The sequence below is a fragment of the Confluentibacter flavum genome (assembly GCF_002843175.1).
Taxonomy (GTDB): Bacteria; Bacteroidota; Bacteroidia; order Flavobacteriales; family Flavobacteriaceae; genus Confluentibacter; species Confluentibacter flavum.
The window spans coordinates 1-17,932 of sequence record NZ_PJEO01000036.1; the positions used below are offsets into that span (position 1 = coordinate 1).

General features: G+C 33.5%; 18 protein-coding genes. 6 read left to right on the forward strand and 12 right to left on the reverse strand.

What is annotated here, in order from left to right; translation table 11 throughout:
• Positions 1–222: 222 nt before the first annotated feature.
• Entirely contained in the window at positions 223–504 is a 282-nt protein-coding gene (gene ppnP / locus CSW08_RS10115) for a pyrimidine/purine nucleoside phosphorylase (protein ID WP_106659769.1), read from the forward strand.
• An 11-nt stretch (positions 505–515) separates the two neighbouring features.
• Here the strand turns inward: ppnP and CSW08_RS10120 are convergent, their stop codons facing one another.
• From CSW08_RS10120 to CSW08_RS10135, 4 genes are all read right to left on the reverse strand, one after another.
• Complete coding sequence (locus tag CSW08_RS10120; RefSeq protein WP_157831467.1) at positions 516–1,043, reverse strand: RDD family protein; 528 nt, start codon at positions 1,041–1,043, stop codon at positions 516–518.
• A gap of 95 nt (positions 1,044–1,138) precedes the next feature.
• A complete protein-coding gene (locus CSW08_RS10125) occupies positions 1,139–3,610 on the reverse strand; it encodes a ribonucleoside-diphosphate reductase subunit alpha (RefSeq protein ID WP_106659771.1) in 2,472 nt (823 codons plus the stop codon).
• A gap of 271 nt (positions 3,611–3,881) precedes the next feature.
• Entirely contained in the window at positions 3,882–4,862 is a 981-nt protein-coding gene (locus CSW08_RS10130) for a ribonucleotide-diphosphate reductase subunit beta (protein ID WP_106659772.1), read from the reverse strand.
• A 301-nt stretch (positions 4,863–5,163) separates the two neighbouring features.
• Positions 5,164–5,730 carry a DUF3109 family protein gene (locus tag CSW08_RS10135; protein ID WP_106659773.1) on the reverse strand — a complete coding sequence of 189 codons (567 nt, stop codon included), beginning with the start codon at positions 5,728–5,730 and terminating at the stop codon, positions 5,164–5,166.
• A 107-nt stretch (positions 5,731–5,837) separates the two neighbouring features.
• On the opposite strand from CSW08_RS10135, the gene CSW08_RS10140 reads away from it, so the two are divergent.
• Together CSW08_RS10140 and CSW08_RS10145 are read left to right on the forward strand one after the other, a co-directional pair.
• Entirely contained in the window at positions 5,838–6,425 is a 588-nt protein-coding gene (locus CSW08_RS10140) for a MarC family protein (RefSeq protein ID WP_106659774.1), read from the forward strand.
• Between the two features lie 16 nt (positions 6,426–6,441).
• Entirely contained in the window at positions 6,442–6,645 is a 204-nt protein-coding gene (locus CSW08_RS10145; RefSeq protein WP_106659775.1) for a hypothetical protein, read from the forward strand.
• A 113-nt stretch (positions 6,646–6,758) separates the two neighbouring features.
• Here CSW08_RS10145 and CSW08_RS10150 read toward each other — a convergent pair whose 3' ends face one another.
• The 4 genes from CSW08_RS10150 to CSW08_RS10165 form a co-directional block, all read right to left on the reverse strand.
• A complete protein-coding gene (locus tag CSW08_RS10150) occupies positions 6,759–9,959 on the reverse strand; it encodes a T9SS type B sorting domain-containing protein (RefSeq protein ID WP_162495552.1) in 3,201 nt (1,066 codons plus the stop codon).
• Positions 9,960–10,045: 86 nt separating this feature from the next.
• Positions 10,046–11,635, reverse strand: a complete 1,590-nt coding sequence (locus tag CSW08_RS10155) for a S41 family peptidase (protein ID WP_106659777.1) — start codon at positions 11,633–11,635, stop codon at positions 10,046–10,048.
• Complete coding sequence (locus CSW08_RS10160) at positions 11,635–12,066, reverse strand: deoxycytidylate deaminase (protein WP_106659778.1); 432 nt, start codon at positions 12,064–12,066, stop codon at positions 11,635–11,637. The genes CSW08_RS10155 and CSW08_RS10160 overlap by 1 nt, the downstream gene beginning before the upstream one ends.
• A gap of 117 nt (positions 12,067–12,183) precedes the next feature.
• Complete coding sequence (locus CSW08_RS10165) at positions 12,184–12,774, reverse strand: HupE/UreJ family protein (protein ID WP_106659779.1); 591 nt, start codon at positions 12,772–12,774, stop codon at positions 12,184–12,186.
• 104 nt (positions 12,775–12,878) lie between these two features.
• Between CSW08_RS10165 and CSW08_RS10170 the strand changes: the two genes are divergently transcribed.
• Positions 12,879–13,403, forward strand: a complete 525-nt coding sequence (locus CSW08_RS10170) for a hypothetical protein (RefSeq protein ID WP_157831468.1) — start codon at positions 12,879–12,881, stop codon at positions 13,401–13,403.
• Positions 13,404–13,468: 65 nt separating this feature from the next.
• Here the strand turns inward: CSW08_RS10170 and CSW08_RS10175 are convergent, their stop codons facing one another.
• Positions 13,469–14,179: a hypothetical protein gene (locus CSW08_RS10175; RefSeq protein WP_106659781.1), complete on the reverse strand. Its 711-nt coding sequence runs from the start codon at positions 14,177–14,179 to the stop codon at positions 13,469–13,471.
• Positions 14,180–14,453: 274 nt separating this feature from the next.
• Between CSW08_RS10175 and CSW08_RS10180 the strand changes: the two genes are divergently transcribed.
• Complete coding sequence (locus tag CSW08_RS10180) at positions 14,454–14,921, forward strand: CBS domain-containing protein (RefSeq protein WP_106659782.1); 468 nt, start codon at positions 14,454–14,456, stop codon at positions 14,919–14,921.
• A gap of 1 nt (position 14,922) precedes the next feature.
• On the opposite strand, the gene CSW08_RS10185 is transcribed toward CSW08_RS10180, so the two are convergent.
• Both CSW08_RS10185 and CSW08_RS10190 read right to left on the reverse strand, forming a co-directional pair.
• Positions 14,923–15,273: a DUF2116 family Zn-ribbon domain-containing protein gene (locus CSW08_RS10185; RefSeq protein WP_106659842.1), complete on the reverse strand. Its 351-nt coding sequence runs from the start codon at positions 15,271–15,273 to the stop codon at positions 14,923–14,925.
• A 16-nt stretch (positions 15,274–15,289) separates the two neighbouring features.
• On the reverse strand, positions 15,290–15,799 hold the full coding sequence (locus tag CSW08_RS10190; protein ID WP_106659783.1) for a DinB family protein: 510 nt from the start codon (positions 15,797–15,799) through the stop codon (positions 15,290–15,292).
• 184 nt (positions 15,800–15,983) lie between these two features.
• Between CSW08_RS10190 and CSW08_RS10195 the strand changes: the two genes are divergently transcribed.
• Positions 15,984–16,316 (forward strand): single-stranded DNA-binding protein, encoded by a 333-nt coding sequence (locus CSW08_RS10195; protein WP_106659784.1) that lies wholly within the window; start codon positions 15,984–15,986, stop codon positions 16,314–16,316.
• A 41-nt stretch (positions 16,317–16,357) separates the two neighbouring features.
• On the opposite strand, the gene nadB is transcribed toward CSW08_RS10195, so the two are convergent.
• Positions 16,358–17,932, reverse strand: a complete 1,575-nt coding sequence (nadB, locus tag CSW08_RS10200; protein WP_203226876.1) for an L-aspartate oxidase — start codon at positions 17,930–17,932, stop codon at positions 16,358–16,360.

Sequence of the window (17,932 nt, forward strand, 5' to 3'; positions counted from 1 at the left end):
GCTGACTCCAAATCTAATGCACCAGCAAAACAAACTTAAAATGAAAACCTATAAAACTAAATACAGCATCAAAAACGTTTTTGATGCTGTTTAATTAATCTATTTTTGTCTAATAACCTGTATCGATTTTTTAGGACTAGTCACATTCAAACAACAATCTTTCACTCATTTTTTTATTACTTCAGCTAAGTTCTCTATTTTCGCAAAAAAAATATAAAACATATGATTTCAACAAACGAATATTTTGGAGGCAACGTTAAATCTTTAGGATACACGTCTTCAACAGGGAAATCTACCATAGGCGTTATGGAAGCAGGAGAATATGAATTCGGAACTTCGACGCACGAAACCATGATTGTTGTAGAAGGCGCCATGACTGTTAAATTACCGGGGGATTCTAAGTGGACAACTTACAAAACTGGAGAATCATACCAAATTGATGCCAATAAAAAGTTTTTGGTAAAAGTATCTGGGCAAACGTCTTATTTATGCCAGTATAAATAATAATCCTTTAATTATTCATTTTCAATATTTTTTCCAATTTGTTCTAAGCTATCGTGAGCTTTTAGCTTAGCTTGGTATTTTTGAATATCAACAACATAGGTTTTAGATATGGTATCATGCCAGCCTCTTCCCTCTGCACCCAAAAATGAAAGTGCCTCAAAAGGTATCACTCTAGAAAAGCTTCGTTTTAAATACTCTAAAGCATTTGGATTCGTGCCATCAACGAGTACAACTTTAGTTTTTGTAATGTATTTACCCACTGTCCTTCCCTTCAATAAAGTCTCAGTTGAAAAATAAAGAAGTGCAAGTACTATAGCTGTTAATAGCCTATCTAATAGCGGATTTATGTTTTCTAGACCATTAATAAAATTATCCATAGGGGAAGTATCTTCAGCTAATGCATAAAACAAAGTTGCTAAAAGGAATAATGTTCCAAAAGCAATCAACATAAAAATTATTAAGTCTATTATATAGTTTGTAAATCGACTTCCTTTACTTGCATACAAGTCTGGAGTTACTATGAAATTTTCAAATGCCACAATATATTATTTAGTTTAAAAAAATAAATATAGTCTTTTGAAACAAAAAAGCATCTCTTTCGAGATGCTTTTTACTTTAAACACTTAAATAAAAATTAAGACCCACACATTAAGCAATCGTCGCCTTCAGCGGCTTTAGCTTGGGCAATTAAGGCTTTCATTTCTTCGGCAGACATGGGTTCGGCTTCTGTATTTTGTTGGGCAAATTTGTTTGCTGCTTTAACAGCTAATTTTTTTTGTTGCTCTAAATGTGCTTCATCTATCACTTCTTCTACTTGCGCATTAGGCTCTAATTTTTGAGCTTTATCTAAAGTGAACTTAATAGCGTCCACAGCACTCTTAGTACGCAAATAGTACATACCTGTTTTTAAACCACTTTTCCAAGCATAAAAATGCATAGACGTTAATTTCGCCATCGTAGCACCTTCTAAAAACAAGTTAAGTGATTGTGATTGATCAATAAAATAACCTCTTTGGCGAGACATATCAATAATATCTTTCATGCTTAATTCCCAAACGGTTTTGTATAACTCTTTAATGTGTTGGGGAATGATATCTACATGTTGTACGGAACCATTGGCACGCATAATTTCTTGTTTTAAACTATCATCCCAAAGACCTAATTCTACTAAATCTTCCAATAGATGCTTATTCACAACAATAAATTCACCAGATAATACGCGACGTGTATAAATGTTAGAGGTGTAAGGTTCAAAACATTCATTGTTTCCAAGAATTTGGGACGTGGAAGCTGTTGGCATTGGTGCTACCAATAATGAGTTACGCACACCGTGTTTCATTACTTGTTTACGTAATTTATCCCAATCCCAATTTCCACTTAATTCTTCGTCTTTTAAGCCCCAAAGATTATGCTGAAATTCACCTTTGCTTATTGGAGATCCTTTAAAAGTTTGGTAAGGCCCATCTTCTTTGGCTTCTTCCATACTCGCAGTAACAGCTGCAAAATAAAGGGTTTCAAAAATATCTTGGTTTAATTTTTTAGCGTCATCACTGGTAAATGGCATACGTAATTGTATAAACGTATCTGCCAATCCTTGCACACCCAAACCTATGGGTCTATGGCGTATATTAGAGTTTTCTGCTTCCTTTACTGGATAGTAGTTTCTATCAATAACCCTGTTTAAGTTTTTGGTAACACGTTTTGTGATACGGAAAAGTTCTTTATGGTCGAACTCACCATTTTTCACAAACATTGGTAACGCAATGGATGCTAAGTTACATACCGCCACCTCATCTGGAGACGTATATTCTAAAATCTCTGTACATAAATTAGACGAACGGATGGTTCCTAAATTCTGTTGATTAGATTTACGATTTGCTGCATCCTTATACAACATATAAGGCGTCCCTGTTTCAATTTGAGATTCCAATATTTTTTCCCAAAGCTCTCTCGCTTTAATGGTTTTACGTCCTTTACCTTCGGTTTCGTATTTTATGTATAAGGTTTCAAAGGCTTCACTATGTACCTCATCCAAACCTGGGCATTCGTTAGGGCACATCAAAGTCCAATGGCCATCTTCCTGTACACGTTTCATAAATAAATCTGAAATCCACATCGCATAAAATAAATCTCGCGCACGCATTTCTTCTTTACCGTGGTTTTTCTTCAACTCTAAAAATTGAAAAATATCGGCATGCCAGGTTTCAATATAAATAGCAAAACTTCCTTTACGTTTTCCGCCCCCTTGGTCTACATAACGGGCCGTATCATTAAACACTTGTAACATGGGCACAATACCATTACTAGTCCCATTGGTACCACCTATATAACTTCCTGTGGCACGTATATTATGAATTGCTAGACCAATACCCCCCGCCGATTGAGATATTTTAGCTGTTTGTTTTAATGTATCGTATATACCATCTATACTGTCTTCTTTCATAGTTAATAAGAAACAAGACGACATTTGTGGCTTTGGAGTACCAGCGTTAAAAAGCGTTGGTGTAGCGTGTGTAAAGTATTTTTTAGACATGAGCTCATACGTCTCAATAACCGATTCCATATCATTTAAATGAATGCCGACAGCAACACGCATGAGCATGTGTTGTGGACGTTCCGCAATTTGACCGTTCAATTTCAAAAGATACGAACGTTCTAAAGTTTTAAACCCAAAATAATCATAACCAAAATCGCGATTGTAAATAATGGTAGAATCCAAAACATCTTTGTTGGCCATTATCACTTCATACACATCATCTGCTAAAAGAGGCGCTTCTTTTCCTGTTCTTGGATTTATATAGGTATACAAATCGTGCATCACTTCGCTAAAAGTCTTTTTAGTGTTTTTATGTAAGTTAGACACTGAAATTCTTGCAGCAAGACGGGCATAATCTGGATGTGCCGTAGTCATGGTTGCAGCAATTTCCGCCGCAAGATTATCAAGTTCGCTGGTGGTAACACCATCGTATAACCCTTCAATAACTCTCATGGCTACTTTTAATGGATCTACCAATTCATTTAATCCATAGCATAATTTTCTAACTCTTGCTGTAATTTTGTCGAACATGACTTGTTCTTTTCTTCCGTCTCTTTTTAGTACATACATTGCTTTACACGTTTTTTTAGTTTTTCTGATACACCTTCAGAAAATGGGTTGATTAGTTATTCCAAGTTTGGGCTCTAATGGTCAGTTAGATAAACTTAGTTGGTATTGGTTGTTTTAATAAGCCTAAAAAAGGAGTTCTGAAACGCAAGGTTTAGCAGAATATTTTTAAACTTATACTTAATAAAAAACTTAATTAATTTTCCAATATTTATGGAAATATCATTTTAATTGAATTTTCAAAAAATTGAACTTTTGAAAATTTAGAACCCAATTAAAAATCGGCGTCAAAGGTAAACTTGTCCTTATCCTCTTCTTTATTAAGAACACCTGCTTTTTGATATTCAGATACTCGTTTTTCGAAGAAGTTGGTTTTCCCTTGTAATGAAATCATATCCATAAAATCAAAAGGATTAGTGGAATTGTAAACTTTGTCACAACCAAATTCTCCTAATAATCTATCGGTTACAAACTCTAAATATTGTGTCATTAATTTGGCGTTCATACCTATTAAACTTACTGGAAGCGATTCGGTGATAAACATGCGCTCAATATCTAAGGCGTTCGTTAATATTTCTGTAATACGTTCTTTTGAAACTTTATTTACTATGTGGTTGTTATGTAGGTGCACCGCAAAATCGCAATGCATTCCTTCATCTCTGGAAATCAATTCGTTTGAGAATGTTAATCCAGGTAATAATCCTCGTTTTTTAAGCCAGAAAATAGAGCAAAAACTTCCTGAGAAAAAGATGCCTTCCACAGCTGCAAACGCAATCAAACGTTCTGCAAAACTTGGCGAATCTATCCATTTTAAGGCCCAGTCTGCTTTTTCTTTAATGGCAGGAAACACTTCAATGGCTTTAAACAATTCATCTTTCTCTTTATCATCTTTTACATAGGTGTCAATCAACAACGAATATACTTCAGAATGAATGTTCTCCATCATAATTTGAAAGCCATAAAAGAATTTCGCCTCTGTATATTGTACTTCAGACACAAAGTTTTCGGCTAAGTTTTCATTTACAATACCATCACTGGCGGCGAAAAATGCTAAAACATGCTTGATAAAATAACGCTCGTCATCTGTTAGTTTGATGTTCCAATCTGATAGGTCTTGGTGCAAATCAATTTCTTCAGCGGTCCAAATACTTGCTTCTTGCTTTTTATACCATTCCCAGATATCATGATGTTTAATTGGAAAAATAACGAAACGATCTTTGTTTTCTTGTAAAATGGGTTCAATAGCCTGCGACATTCTTTTTGTTTTTTGTGAAAATTTAAGCGAAAATTAGTTTCAACTTGGGATTAACAAAGATTCAAAAAAGAGCGTTAAAATGAAAGGTATAGTTATAAACATTGTCAACAAGTTTTTAACAAATTATAACATGAACTCAAAAAATACAGATAATTACTTAAATTTTAAGTTGTTGAAAATCAATTATTTAAAAATTAAAAACTTGCTTAGGCACTGTAAAACAAGGGTTCTTAAATTTAATAAACTAAGGTGAAATTAATATGAAAATGCAGTAATGGTAAAATATGTTTTGAGGTTTATTTTAAGTGTAAGTTTTGGCAATTTTCTCCAACTCCATATACCAATCTTCCCCAAATTTTCTAATGAGTGCTTGTTTTACAAATTTGTAAATGGGTACTTGAAGTTCCTTCCCAAGTGTACAAGCATCATCACATATTTCCCATTTATGATAATTTATTGCCGAAAATTCTGTGTAATCTGTTACCCTGATGGGATACAAATGACAGGATACTGGTTTTTTCCAGGTAATTTCTCCTTGGTTGTAAGCTTCTTCAATAGCGCAAAGTGCCACTTTTTTTTCATCATAAATAACGTAAGTACAGTCTGCCCCATCAAGCAATGGCGTTTCAAAATCGCCATCTTTTGTTGTTATAAAAGTACCTTGGTCTTCAATAGCGTCAATACTTACCTGGCGTAAAAATGGTTTTACTTTAGGATATATATCCTGCAATATCTTAGTTTCTTCCTCTTCTAAAGGCGCGCCGGCATCACCATCAACGCAGCAAGCGCCTTTGCATGCTGATAAATTGCAAACAAAGTCCTTTTTTATAATGTCTTCTGAAACTATTGTTTTCCCTAATTGAAACATAAATACCAATATTATTAAGTGCACAAAAATAGATAAACTTTAAATTTATTAAGCTGTAAGTTTTGCAATTATTATCGAACTTTGCATCAAAATTTAAACTCAGCGTTATGCAACTCGTTTTTAGAGAAATATTTACGGCATTTATGATTTTATTTGCAGTCGTGGATATTGTTGGCAATATTCCCATTGTGATAGATCTACGAAAAAAAGTAGGCCACATAAATAGCAGAAAAGCAGCCATTATATCTGGAATCATTATGGTCGCCTTTTTATTTCTTGGAAAAAGTATTTTAAATCTTATAGGCATCGACGTAAACTCTTTTGCCGTTGCTGGTTCTTTTATTTTATTTTTTATTGCTTTAGAAATGATTTTGGGCATCACCCTTTACAAACAAGAAGAACACACTGCCAATACCGCTTCTGTATTTCCCTTAGCGTTTCCTTTAATAGCTGGCCCTGGAAGCTTAACAACCTTATTGTCTTTAAGAGCTGAATTTAGAACAGAAAACATTATTGTCGCTATTATTTTAAACGTTATTGTTATTTTTATAGTCTTAAAAACCTCTAAAACCATTGAACGCTTTTTGGGTCAAAATGGCATCAACATTGTTAGAAAAGTGTTTGGGGTTGTGTTGTTAGCTATTGCTGTTAAGCTATTTGCCCATAACGTTAAAGCTTTATTTGAAATCATTTAAAAAATATTATCTACATATGAAAATCATAACCATCATTATCAGTTTACTTGCCTTTGTATTAATTGTATTTAACTTTACTAAAGTGGACTTTAATGCACCTCTTGAAGGTGAAAGCGTTACCGCTTTAATAACTATTCTGGCAGGAGTTTGCGCTATCTTTTTAATGCTTATATTAAGAATTTCCAAACAGATTGAGGAAAAAGTAAAACAACGCCGTTGATGTTTGACGCTTTAATTATTAATAACAGGCCATTGGTATGCATAATCAGTTTATAATTGGTTAACCCTTTGGGATGAAGTGGATTATGCTAAGTGCGTGATAAATTAAAATTATTATCTCTTAAGTGTAAAATGCCCGTTTTTCACTATCCCATTGTTAAAAACAACTTTAAACCAATAATCGCTGGTTGGAAGAGCCTCCCCGTTAAATGTTCCGTCCCAACCGTTTTCAAATGATACCAGATGTTTTAAAAGCTTACCATATCTATCATAAATATATATAGAATACTCTTGGTTTGTTATTCCTTTAAGTTTCCAGGTATCATTAAATCCATCATTATTAGGAGTAAAATATTTTGGATAATCTAAAATAGATACTAACACTTCTAAAATACCACATCCACTAACTTCCTTAACATAAAGAATATATTCACCTCCTGATAAATTATTAAACACATTGCTTGATTGAAAGTTTACATTATCTAAAGAATATTCATATTGTAAATTAGAATTAATTATAATTTCAATCAAATTATTACCACTGAACTCCGTTGTTTTAACCACATATTCTTGAATTGGAGTAACATTAGTTATATTTACAATGACTTCTGAAGTATCTGAACCACAAACTCCATTGGTAACTGTATAAGTATAAGTTCCAGAAGAATCAACCAAAGGATCAAAAACTCCCGTGCCACTTGTTAAACTTGGTAACCAAATGCCTCCAGAATCTGGTATTCCATTTAGGCTATCAAAGAGGTCTATGGAATTACTATTTATACAAATCTCCAAACTCCCATCTAATCCTGCATTTGGTAGTTCGTCAACAACAACATTTACCTCCGAAGTATCCGAACCACAAACTCCATTAGCAACGGTGTATAGGTAGATGCCGGATGCATCAACAGAAGGGTCAAAAACCCCTGTGCCACTGATTAAACTGGGAGACCAAATGCCTCCAGAATCTGGTGTTCCACCAAGGCTATCGAAAAGATTGACAGGAGTAGCATTTTTACATATTTCTAAACCCCCATCTAATCCTGCATTTGTTAATTGGACAACAATAACATTTACCTGTGAAGTATCTGCACCACAAACTCCGTTAGTAACCGTATAAGAATAAATGCCAGGAACATCTATTGATGGGTCGAAAAAACCTGTGCCACTTGCCAAACTTGGTGACCACACGCCCAAAGCATCAGGTAGTCCGCCTAGACTATCAAAAAGGTCTATGGGGATACTGTTTGCACAAATCTCCAAACTGCCATTAACTCCTGCATTTGGCAGTTCCTCAACAACAACATTTACCTCTGACATATCCGAACCACAAACTCCATTAGTAACAGTGTAGGTGTAAATACCAGATAGATCAACCAAAGGATCAAAAATCCCTGTCCCACTTGCCAAACTTGGTGTCCAAATACCACCATTATTTGGTGTTCCGCCAAGACTATCAAAAAGATTGACAGGAGTAGCATTTTCACATATTAGTAAATTACCATCTAATCCTGCATTTGGCAATTGATCTAATACAACTTCAACCTGCGAAATGTCCAAACCACAAACTCCATTGGCAACAGTATAAGTATAAATACCAGGAACATCGACTGAAGGATCAAAAATTCCTGTGCCACTTGCCAAACTTGGTGACCAAACACCTCCAGAATCTGGTGTTCCACCTAGACTATCGAAAAGATTTACCGAAATGCTATTTACACATAGTTCCAGACTTCCATCCTCTCCTGCATTTAATATATTAAATTGTTGAAAATCAAAAATATTATCACCATCGCTATCTAGAGGAACTGTATAACCATCAAGCTCTCCAACGATTAAACCGTTTGTATCAACAGTATCAGGCAGACTTCCTAAAGTACCATTTGCATCACCATCTGTAAACCCAGCCTCAATAACATCAAAACAACCATCACCATCACTATCTAAATCTTGGTGGTCTGGATAACCATCTAAATCAGTATCTCTATTTGGATTGCCGTTTTGTTCAACCGTATCAAGAATTCCATCATTATCATCATCTAAATCATCATCATCTAAAATTCCATCTTTATCAAAATCGGGGATGCATTCAGCTTTCACTTCATATTCACTACTACATTTTGAAGGGTTATTTGAAAAATTAACGGTCCCCAAAATATTTCCAATTGTTACTAAATTACATAAAGCTGTACAATCCGTTAGTGATGGATTACTTGTGATAAATAAGCTAGAACCAGATATAGTGCCTAAGTTCATTAAATTCTCCAAACCATTTAAGCTAGCTAAAGATTCATTAGCCGTTACATTTATGTTCCTAGTTTCAATTAAATTATTAAATCCAATCAAACTATTTAAATTGCCATTATTAGTAATACTAAATTGACCATCGACATTTTTAAGCTCTTTAAAACCTGATATCTCTAAAAGCTCATCGTTGCCATTTAAGTATAATATCCCAAAATGCGGGTCTATACCTTGAATGACCTGAAGATTGTTAAATCCATCAAGGTAGGCTAATTTCGTTCCTGTGATGTTAATTGAATTAATATTTATGATGTTGCTAAAGGAAGGTATATTTGTAATTGGGCCTTCACCAATGTTTAAATTTTGTATTTTATTTAAACTATCAAATCCTAAAATTGTAACTAAGCTGGCATTGAATTTTATATTCATTGCTAGAAATACTTCTGTCAATGAATTAAATCCATCTATTGTGTTTAACAAATCGTTTCCCGATATATCCAAATCCCATCCTACGTCAACTAATTGATTAAACTTTGGAATACCTATAAGTGAATCATTATTACTAATTTGAAAATCTCCTACTTTCTTCAATTTATCAAATCCTGAAATAATTTCTAAACTGGGGTTTTGTTCAATTGTAAACTCACCAACTACAATATCTAAGCTATTAAACCCTTTTATAGTATTTAATCCCCCGTAGTTAGTGTATATTTTTAATCCTCCTCCTATGGTTTGTAACTGATTGATATTTTCAATTACTGTCAAATTAGTATTTTCCTTTAATTCAAAATCACCACCAATAAACTCTAAATTACTAAAATTGGAAACCGTTGTTATACCTGAATAAAGTATTCTTAAAGAACCTTCAATTCTTTTTATTGAAGTTATCCCTGAAATATCAGTCACTGAAAATCCAATTATTAAATCTCCATCTATAATTTCGCAAGCTGGATAAGTAGATATAAAATTATCAACATCTGATTGTGTGCCTAACGTAACATCCCCAACAGGACATTGAGAATAAAAAGATTGAAATGTTAAAAATATAAAAATGAAGTAAATGTACTTTAACACCAATTCTTAATTTTAAATTAAAAATTAAATGTACTTAAAAATTTTGTGAGAAAAAGATTTTTTAGATGTATGGTAAAAGATGTTAGTTACTCCCCCTCACTCAACTTAATAACCTCTTCAATCATAATATCTTTTTGATTGATGATTTCAGCAAAGGAACCTTCACCATAAAGTTGATCGGCCAAGGTGGCCTTGATATATTGTTTGACTTCTTCGTTATAAGCCACAAACGTGATTTTAGAACCCGTCCTCACATTCAAGTACTCTTGAAATTTGAGAACCATATCATCTGTAACTTCAAAATTTTCTATAAAGTCTTGTTTAGGCATGCCTTCATAAGCCCTTCTATCTCTATCCAACATTTCAAAAGCAAAGTTTGCTATATATCCGCGATATTGTATATAGGTCAAGGTTTCGTTTTGCATACTGTTATCAATAGGCACAAATACATCTGGAATAATCCCGCCGCCGCCATAGACAATTTTTCCTCCTGGTGTTTTAAACTTTAAGGAGTCATGTACTTTTATTTTTTCTGGATCCAATAATTCGCCGCTTTCCAATCTCGAAAAATAATCATCGTAGTAATCTTTATGTCCATTTTTATAAGGCCGTTGTATGGAACGCCCGGTTGGTGTATAATAACGTGATACTGTTAAACGCACAGCGCTACCATCTCCCAAATCCATTTCTCGCTGAACAAGTCCTTTACCATAAGAACGGCGACCCACAATAGTTCCCTTATCATGATCTTGAAGTGCGCCTGCCACTATTTCACTGGCAGAAGCTGAATTTTCGTTTATAAGGACATACACTTTACCATCTTCAAAATCGCCTTTATCTGTTGCATAACTTTTCTCGGTATTTCCGCGCTTGTTTTTAGTGAATAAAATAAGTTTATCGTCTTCTAAAAACTCATCAACCATTTGCTCCGCAATACCAAGAAATCCGCCAGGGTTATCCCTTAAATCGAGTGCAATTTCTGTTGCGCCAAAAGCTATAAGTTTGTCTAATCCCATTTTAAATTCGCGATAGGTCGTTTCAGCAAACCGATTTACTTTTATATACCCTAGTTTTTCTGTAAGCATATAAGCGGCATCAACACTTTTTATTGGGATGTTGGAGCGCTTTACCGTGAAGTTTAGAAGTTTTGGCTCACCTTTTCTATAAACCTTAAGATTTACTTTGGAATTGATTTCGCCTTTTAGCTTCTCTAAAATTTCTCTGTCCTGTAATCGCTTACCTGTCAAAGAATCATTATTTGCCATAACGATTCTGTCTCCTCCTTTTATTCCCGCTCTTTCACTGGGGCCATTTTCAATGGATCTAATAACCACAATAGTGTCTTTATAAGTGTAAAAACTGATACCAATGCCAACAAAATCGCCTTTCATATTTTCGGTAACGCGATCCATGTCTTCTTTTGGAATATACACCGAGTGTGGATCCAGATTATCTAAAATCCCGTTAACCGTAACATCTACAATGCTATCGGTATTTATATCATCAACATAATCGTAATCTATATAATCTATAAGTCTGTTGATTTTATCCTTCTTGCTATTCTTGGTAAACAACCTATCGGACGAATCCATAAAATTTAATTTTCCCCCAATATAGATGCCTGCTGCAATGGCAACACCTAAAATAATGGGCAAATATTTTTTTTGAAACTGCATTATGGGTTCAAATCTTCTATTAATTTAAGTTTTATTCCGGCTTTTTCTAAAAACCGCAAACCAGAATCATCTTTATAAGCTTGGTTATAAACTACTTTTAAAATACCTGCTTGATGAATAAGCTTGCTACACTCCTTACAAGGTGACATGGTTATATAAAGCGTTGCACCTTTACAGGATTGTGTAGAAGCTGCTACTTTTAAAATAGCGTTCGCTTCTGCATGTAACACGTACCATTTGGTATATCCGTCTTCGTCTTCACAAAAATTCTCAAATCCAGATGGTGTACCATTATATCCGTCAGAAATTATCATTCGGTCTTTAACAATAAGCGCACCTACTTGTCTACGCTTACAATATGATAACTTACCCCACTCTTGTGCTATCCGTAAGTAAGCTTTATCGTATTTTAATTGTTTGGTTTCCGACATTAATGAAATTCAATATAATCTATTAAAAAATTGTATAACGAATATAAATGGTTGGTATTTTAATCACAACGCAAGTTCGTTAAAGTTTTACCAAATTTCTTATGATTGGCTTCTTTTTTAAACCAAATAATCACTTTTAAGTATCATTGGTATTACAAGACCAATAACCACCGCCGAAATAACCATGGCCCAATCGCGTTTAGAGAACCTAAATAAGGTTTGGACCAAATAGCCCAAAAACAAAACAATAAACACAATAATAACTTGAGCAATTTCTATGCCTAAAGCAAATTCTATTAATAAAACTAATTTATTATCGGTATCTCCTACTAACATTTTAAACTCCCTGGCAAAACCCAAACCATGAATTAAACCAAAAAATAAAGCAGATAGAAACAAAACGCCGACCTTTCCCTTTTGTGGACCTTTGCCTGCGGTAAACACATTAAAAATGGCAACAATTAAAATAGTTATGGGAATTAAAAATTCAACTAATGATACTTTTATACTAACAATATTATAAACAGCCAAAACTAAAGAGAGTGTATGGCCGAGGGTAAACATTGTAACTAACAAAAATACCCGTTTCCAATCTTTAAAAACATAGGGAACGGTTAGGGCAATTAGAAATAAAACATGGTCGTAGGCGTTAATATCAAGAACATGATTAATGCCATACTGTATGTTGAACCAGATGTTTTCAAGCATTTTAATTAGATTTAGGGATCGGTTCAAATATATACAATTATTTGAAATGATATTAAAAATAAACTATTGCCATATATTTGTGGTAGGTTTTTAAAATATATGAAATGATTATAAAGTTTTTATGTGCGTGTATATTACTAATGTGTTTGTCTTGCAAAAAAACAACCCAAACCAGCTCCGAAAATAGTGATGATGCTACCAACAAGAGCCAAGTTATTACCGAAAAAGATATTTCTAAATTAAATTATTTGGATTTTGCGATAGACGATAGAGTTGAACCGATTATTGGATCGTGGCAAGAATTCAATCAGTTAGAAAATATTATTGAAAACACAAAAAAAGGTGATTTGTCTTATTTTAAGACGGATGCCAAAAAAAACTTACAAGCCTTATTTAGAGATATTAGGGAGACCATTCCAGACACTATAAATACTCCTGCTATTTTGGCCAGAATAACGGTATTAGAAACCAAACTTTATAAAACAGAAAGCTTATCAAATCTTTCTACTACAAAAAAACAAGAGTTATTAAATACTTTAGAAGAACTTCTGGTATCATTTTCCAACCTCAGTTTTCAATTAAACAAGAAAATGGAAAATGATTCTCAAAACATTGAAAAGCCCAGCTAGATGTTCGTTCAAAATAAAAAGGGCTTTTCATTCTAGAAAAAGCCCTTTTTTTATTTTCTGTAATATTAATTGCCTTGTGCTGACTGTGCCTGTAATGCTTGTTTTTGTCTTAACAACTCGCTTTTAGTTAACTGTGTTAAGTTAAAATTAGGCGATGCTTTTAAAGCTGCATCTAATATATCTACGGCGGCATCAATATTTCCTTTGTTGTCTTTATTATAAACCAACAAGGCATTCAAATACATAAAACCACTTTTTAATGCTACTTGATAAGGCGATTGTTGTTCATAATACGTATGTTTCATGTCGGCTTTGGAATTTACCAATCCGTAGTTAATATGCTTCTCTGCTTCATCTAACTTTTTTAACTGCAAAGTAAGTTCTGCTAATTCATAAGCAACAGATGCATTCGGTTCACGCTTAAAAAGTTCTTCAAATTGTATAAGTGACAATTCTGGTTCGTTAACAGATTTTAATGATATCGCTTTTACCTGAACAGCAATATCAGAATCGTCTACCTTTTTATCTATTCCAATAGTATTTAAAGCTTGAACATATTTACCTTCTGTCATGTAAATATAAGCCAATGTATCTGTTCTGGCTGCAGATGGGGACAATACGTTTAAATGCGTCATCCCATTAATTATACCTTGAATATCACCTTGCGCTCTCATTTGCTTGCTATAAGCTTCAAAATGTTTTATTAATTCAGAATTGCTCTGCGCATCTAATTGAATTCCGCTAATTAATAAAACCAATAGTAATAATTGTTTCATTTTTATGTGTTTAATTTATTTACGGGCTAAAACTATAAAATTTTAACATTTATTATATTAAAACTTCCTTAATTCTTTCAAAAATCATATAAATATTAAGATAAGAATGCATTTATAACTATCGTAATTAATTTCAAATATTTAATGTATTGTAAAAAATCCTGTTAATAATATAAGAATACACAAAGTTTAATGCTTTTTAATTATTAAAAATATGATTATAGGAAAAATGAAAAAAATTAATTACATTTAGTAATCTTAAAATTTTAACATTATGGGAATTAAAAGTTTTTTAGCCGCACGGAAAAATCAAAAGAAGATGACCACCGACATCCCTATTAAGGTTAGTGATTATATGAGTACAAAACTGATAACTTTTAAATCTGAGGATAAGATTGAAACCGTCATAGACATCCTAATTAAGTATCGAATTTCTGGCGGACCAGTGGTAAACAGTAAAAATGAGTTAATAGGTGTCATTTCAGAAGGTGATTGTATAAAACAAATAAGCGAAAGCAGGTATCATAATTTACCTATGATCAATAATACGGTTGAAAAATGTATGGTAAAAAATGTTGAAACCATTGATGGCAATATGAATATTTTTGATGCTGCCAATAAGTTTTTGGAATCTAAGCGTCGTCGTTTCCCCATTCTACAAGACGGTAAATTGGTTGGTCAAATAAGTCAGAAAGACATCCTTAAAGCTGCTTTAGCTTTAAAAGGGCAAGACTGGAAATAGACTAGCTTTCTCGTTTTACCAAAGCAAAATAATCGCCCTCAATAGGCAAGTATCCTTGGTCGTACACAAAGTAATACACAGTTCCTGCTTTTGTGGTGTAAATACTTGTGAAGTAATTAAAATCGAAACCCTTTTCAATAAGTTTTGCTCTGGAAATAGTCGTTTTTTTGTCTGGGTTAACGGCTTCCAGAATGCGGTGGTTTTTACGTAACCTGTTATTGGTATTGCGAATTAGGTTTTTACTATCCTTATTTACATTATTATTGTAGGCATTTCTACAAGCATCGCTACAGAACTTTTTATCAATTCTGCCTACAATAGGATCGCCACATTCTAAACATTGTTTTGCCATAATCAGTTTTTTAAATTTACCAATTACCTGCATATTGCAAGTTCATATTTGTTTTTTCTTTTAGATAAATATATTGATACCTATTTATTTGCCTAAAATGTAAATAGTCATGAGCCAACCAATTACTTAAGAATAGTTTTGCCGATAGTTCTCCTAATTTTGGATGTTGGTAAACATTATCCCATTGGGCATCAATATTCTTTTTTAACCAAATAACAGATTTACTTCGTTCACTTAAAAAAGCCTGTAGCATATCTTTATAGTTTTGTGATATATAATCACGCTCTAAAACCCAACCTTCTGGATTAATTGAAGACATTTCTATCGACGGTGTTTCAAGAGTGTGCTTTACTCTGGATCTAAAATCGTCTTGCTCTTCATCTAATAAATGGCAAACAATTTCCAGAAGACACCATTTATTTGGTTCTGGTCGCCAAAAATATTCATCCTCTACTTTGTTTAATAATAAATCCCTAAACACTCCTTGGTTTATTTCTAATTGATTAATAATCTGGCTAATAGTCATATTATGTAATTTTATATAGGCGCTAATATACGGGGAATTTTATTCGTTTACAAACGACTACAAACATTTACAAACGATTTTAAATATTTAATAACCGAATAACATTTGGAGGCTGTTGCATCTTTGCCATGTCGAAACATAAGAACTCGATAGTATTAACTGTTTAACATTAAAAATTAAAATTATGAGCGCAATTAAAAACAAAGTACAGTTGATTGGTAACTTAGGTAATGACCCAGAAATCATCAATTTAGAATCAGGAAAAATGCTTGCTAAATTCACCATAGCAACTAATGAAAGTTATAAAAACAATAAAGGTGAAAAAGTAACCGACACCCAATGGCACAATGTAATTGCTTGGGGGAAAACGGCAGAAATCATTGAAAAATATCTAACAAAGGGCAAAGAAGTTGCTATTGAAGGGAAACTAACCTCTAGAAGTTATGAAACCAAAGAAGGGGAAAAACGTTATATCACTGAAGTAGTTTGCAATGAATTACTTATGTTAGGAAAATAAATAGGTAGTCTATTTATTTTTAATGGGACTGAAGCAAAAAATTAAGCTTCAGTCTCATTTTCTTTTATATTATCCAGTTTATAAAAACCGCCTTTATTTTCTTTTCTGGCAATAGATTGATTAATAATTAAATGCGCCACATTAATCATGTTTCTTAATTCGCATAGCGAGGTGGAAACTTTAGCTTGCTTGTAAAATTCTTCAACTTCAGCAGACATTAAATCCAAATGTTTAATAGCTTTTGTTAATCGGCTATTGCTTCTCACAATCCCAACATAATCACGCATTAAAGCCTGTAATTGCTTTAAATTATACTGAATGATAACATGCTCTCTTGGTACAGTTGTGCCTTCATCATTCCATTCTGGAATTTCTAATTCCAAAGTTTCATAAGTATGTTCAGAATGGTATTTAAAAATATTATGGGCATATACCAAGGCCTCCAATAACGAATTTGACGCTAATCTATTGGCGCCATGCAAACCGGTTCTTGTACATTCGCCACAAGCAAATAAATTATTAATGGATGTTTTGCCATCCATGTCTACATCTATACCACCACATAAATAATGGGACGCAGGTACCACTGGAATCCAATCGGTTGCAACATCAATATGGCTTTGTTTGCACTTTTTATATATGTTGGGAAAATGCTTTTTAAATTCTTCAATATCTAAATGGGTACAATCTAAAAACACATGAGTATCTCCGGTTTTCTTCAATTCACTATCTATGCTTTGCGAGACAATATCCCTAGAAGCCAATTCTGCACGTTCATCATAACCAAGCATAAACCTATAACCGATTTTGTTTCTTAGGTAAGCCCCCATACCTCTTACAGCTTCAGAAATTAAAAAAGACGATTGGTCGCCTCTGGCATCATAAAGAGCCGTTGGATGAAATTGGATAAATTCCATATCGGTAATCCTTGCTTTCGCCCTATAAGCCATCGCTATGCCGTCGCCCGTAGCTATAACAGGATTGGTAGTATGTCCATAAACCCTACCTATTCCACCTGCCGCCAATAAGGTGCTATCTGCTTTAATGGTGAAAATAGTGCCTTTTTTTTGGTCGAAAACATAAGCACCATAACACGTATTATCTTTCGCTTGGGAATCTATAATATGATGTTTGGTTATTAAATCTATTGCAAAATGATGTGACCACAAGGTTACATTTTTTAATTCATGCACTTTTTTAAGTAATGCGCGTTCAATTTCGTAACCCGTAATATCTTTATGATGAACGATTCTATATTCTGAATGTCCGCCTTCTTTACCTAAATTAAAATCGCCACTGGCATCGGTATCAAAATTGGCCCCCCAAAGCAATAGCTCTTCAAGTCTTTTAGGCCCTTCCCTTACAACCATTTTTACGACGGCTTCGTCACAAAGTCCATCGCCAGCAATCAGCGTATCTTTAACATGCTTTTTAAAGGAGTCCTTATCATCTAGAACAATCGCCACACCTCCTTGTGCATACTTAGTATTAGACTCATCTTCGTTGGCCTTAGTAATGACGATGACCCTTCTGTCAGGGAATTTTTCAGCTATTTTAACAGCAAATGTTAGTCCAGCAATACCAGACCCAATAACCAGATAGTTTGTAGAAATCAT

Coding starts and splice junctions, on each gene's coding strand:
- CSW08_RS10185 (WP_106659842.1), bottom strand. CDS start 15,273: ATGGCAAAACAATGTTTAGAATGTGGCGATCCTATTGTAGGCAGAATT.
- CSW08_RS10180 (WP_106659782.1), top strand. CDS start 14,454: ATGGGAATTAAAAGTTTTTTAGCCGCACGGAAAAATCAAAAGAAGATG.
- nadB (WP_203226876.1), bottom strand. CDS start 17,932: ATGATTTCTACAAACTATCTGGTTATTGGGTCTGGTATTGCTGGACTA.
- CSW08_RS10140 (WP_106659774.1), top strand. CDS start 5,838: ATGCAACTCGTTTTTAGAGAAATATTTACGGCATTTATGATTTTATTT.
- CSW08_RS10190 (WP_106659783.1), bottom strand. CDS start 15,799: ATGACTATTAGCCAGATTATTAATCAATTAGAAATAAACCAAGGAGTG.
- CSW08_RS10145 (WP_106659775.1), top strand. CDS start 6,442: ATGAAAATCATAACCATCATTATCAGTTTACTTGCCTTTGTATTAATT.
- CSW08_RS10130 (WP_106659772.1), bottom strand. CDS start 4,862: ATGTCGCAGGCTATTGAACCCATTTTACAAGAAAACAAAGATCGTTTC.
- CSW08_RS10165 (WP_106659779.1), bottom strand. CDS start 12,774: ATGCTTGAAAACATCTGGTTCAACATACAGTATGGCATTAATCATGTT.
- CSW08_RS10155 (WP_106659777.1), bottom strand. CDS start 11,635: ATGCAGTTTCAAAAAAAATATTTGCCCATTATTTTAGGTGTTGCCATT.
- CSW08_RS10195 (WP_106659784.1), top strand. CDS start 15,984: ATGAGCGCAATTAAAAACAAAGTACAGTTGATTGGTAACTTAGGTAAT.
- CSW08_RS10160 (WP_106659778.1), bottom strand. CDS start 12,066: ATGTCGGAAACCAAACAATTAAAATACGATAAAGCTTACTTACGGATA.
- CSW08_RS10170 (WP_157831468.1), top strand. CDS start 12,879: ATGATTATAAAGTTTTTATGTGCGTGTATATTACTAATGTGTTTGTCT.
- CSW08_RS10125 (WP_106659771.1), bottom strand. CDS start 3,610: ATGTATGTACTAAAAAGAGACGGAAGAAAAGAACAAGTCATGTTCGAC.
- CSW08_RS10175 (WP_106659781.1), bottom strand. CDS start 14,179: ATGAAACAATTATTACTATTGGTTTTATTAATTAGCGGAATTCAATTA.
- CSW08_RS10135 (WP_106659773.1), bottom strand. CDS start 5,730: ATGTTTCAATTAGGGAAAACAATAGTTTCAGAAGACATTATAAAAAAG.
- ppnP (WP_106659769.1), top strand. CDS start 223: ATGATTTCAACAAACGAATATTTTGGAGGCAACGTTAAATCTTTAGGA.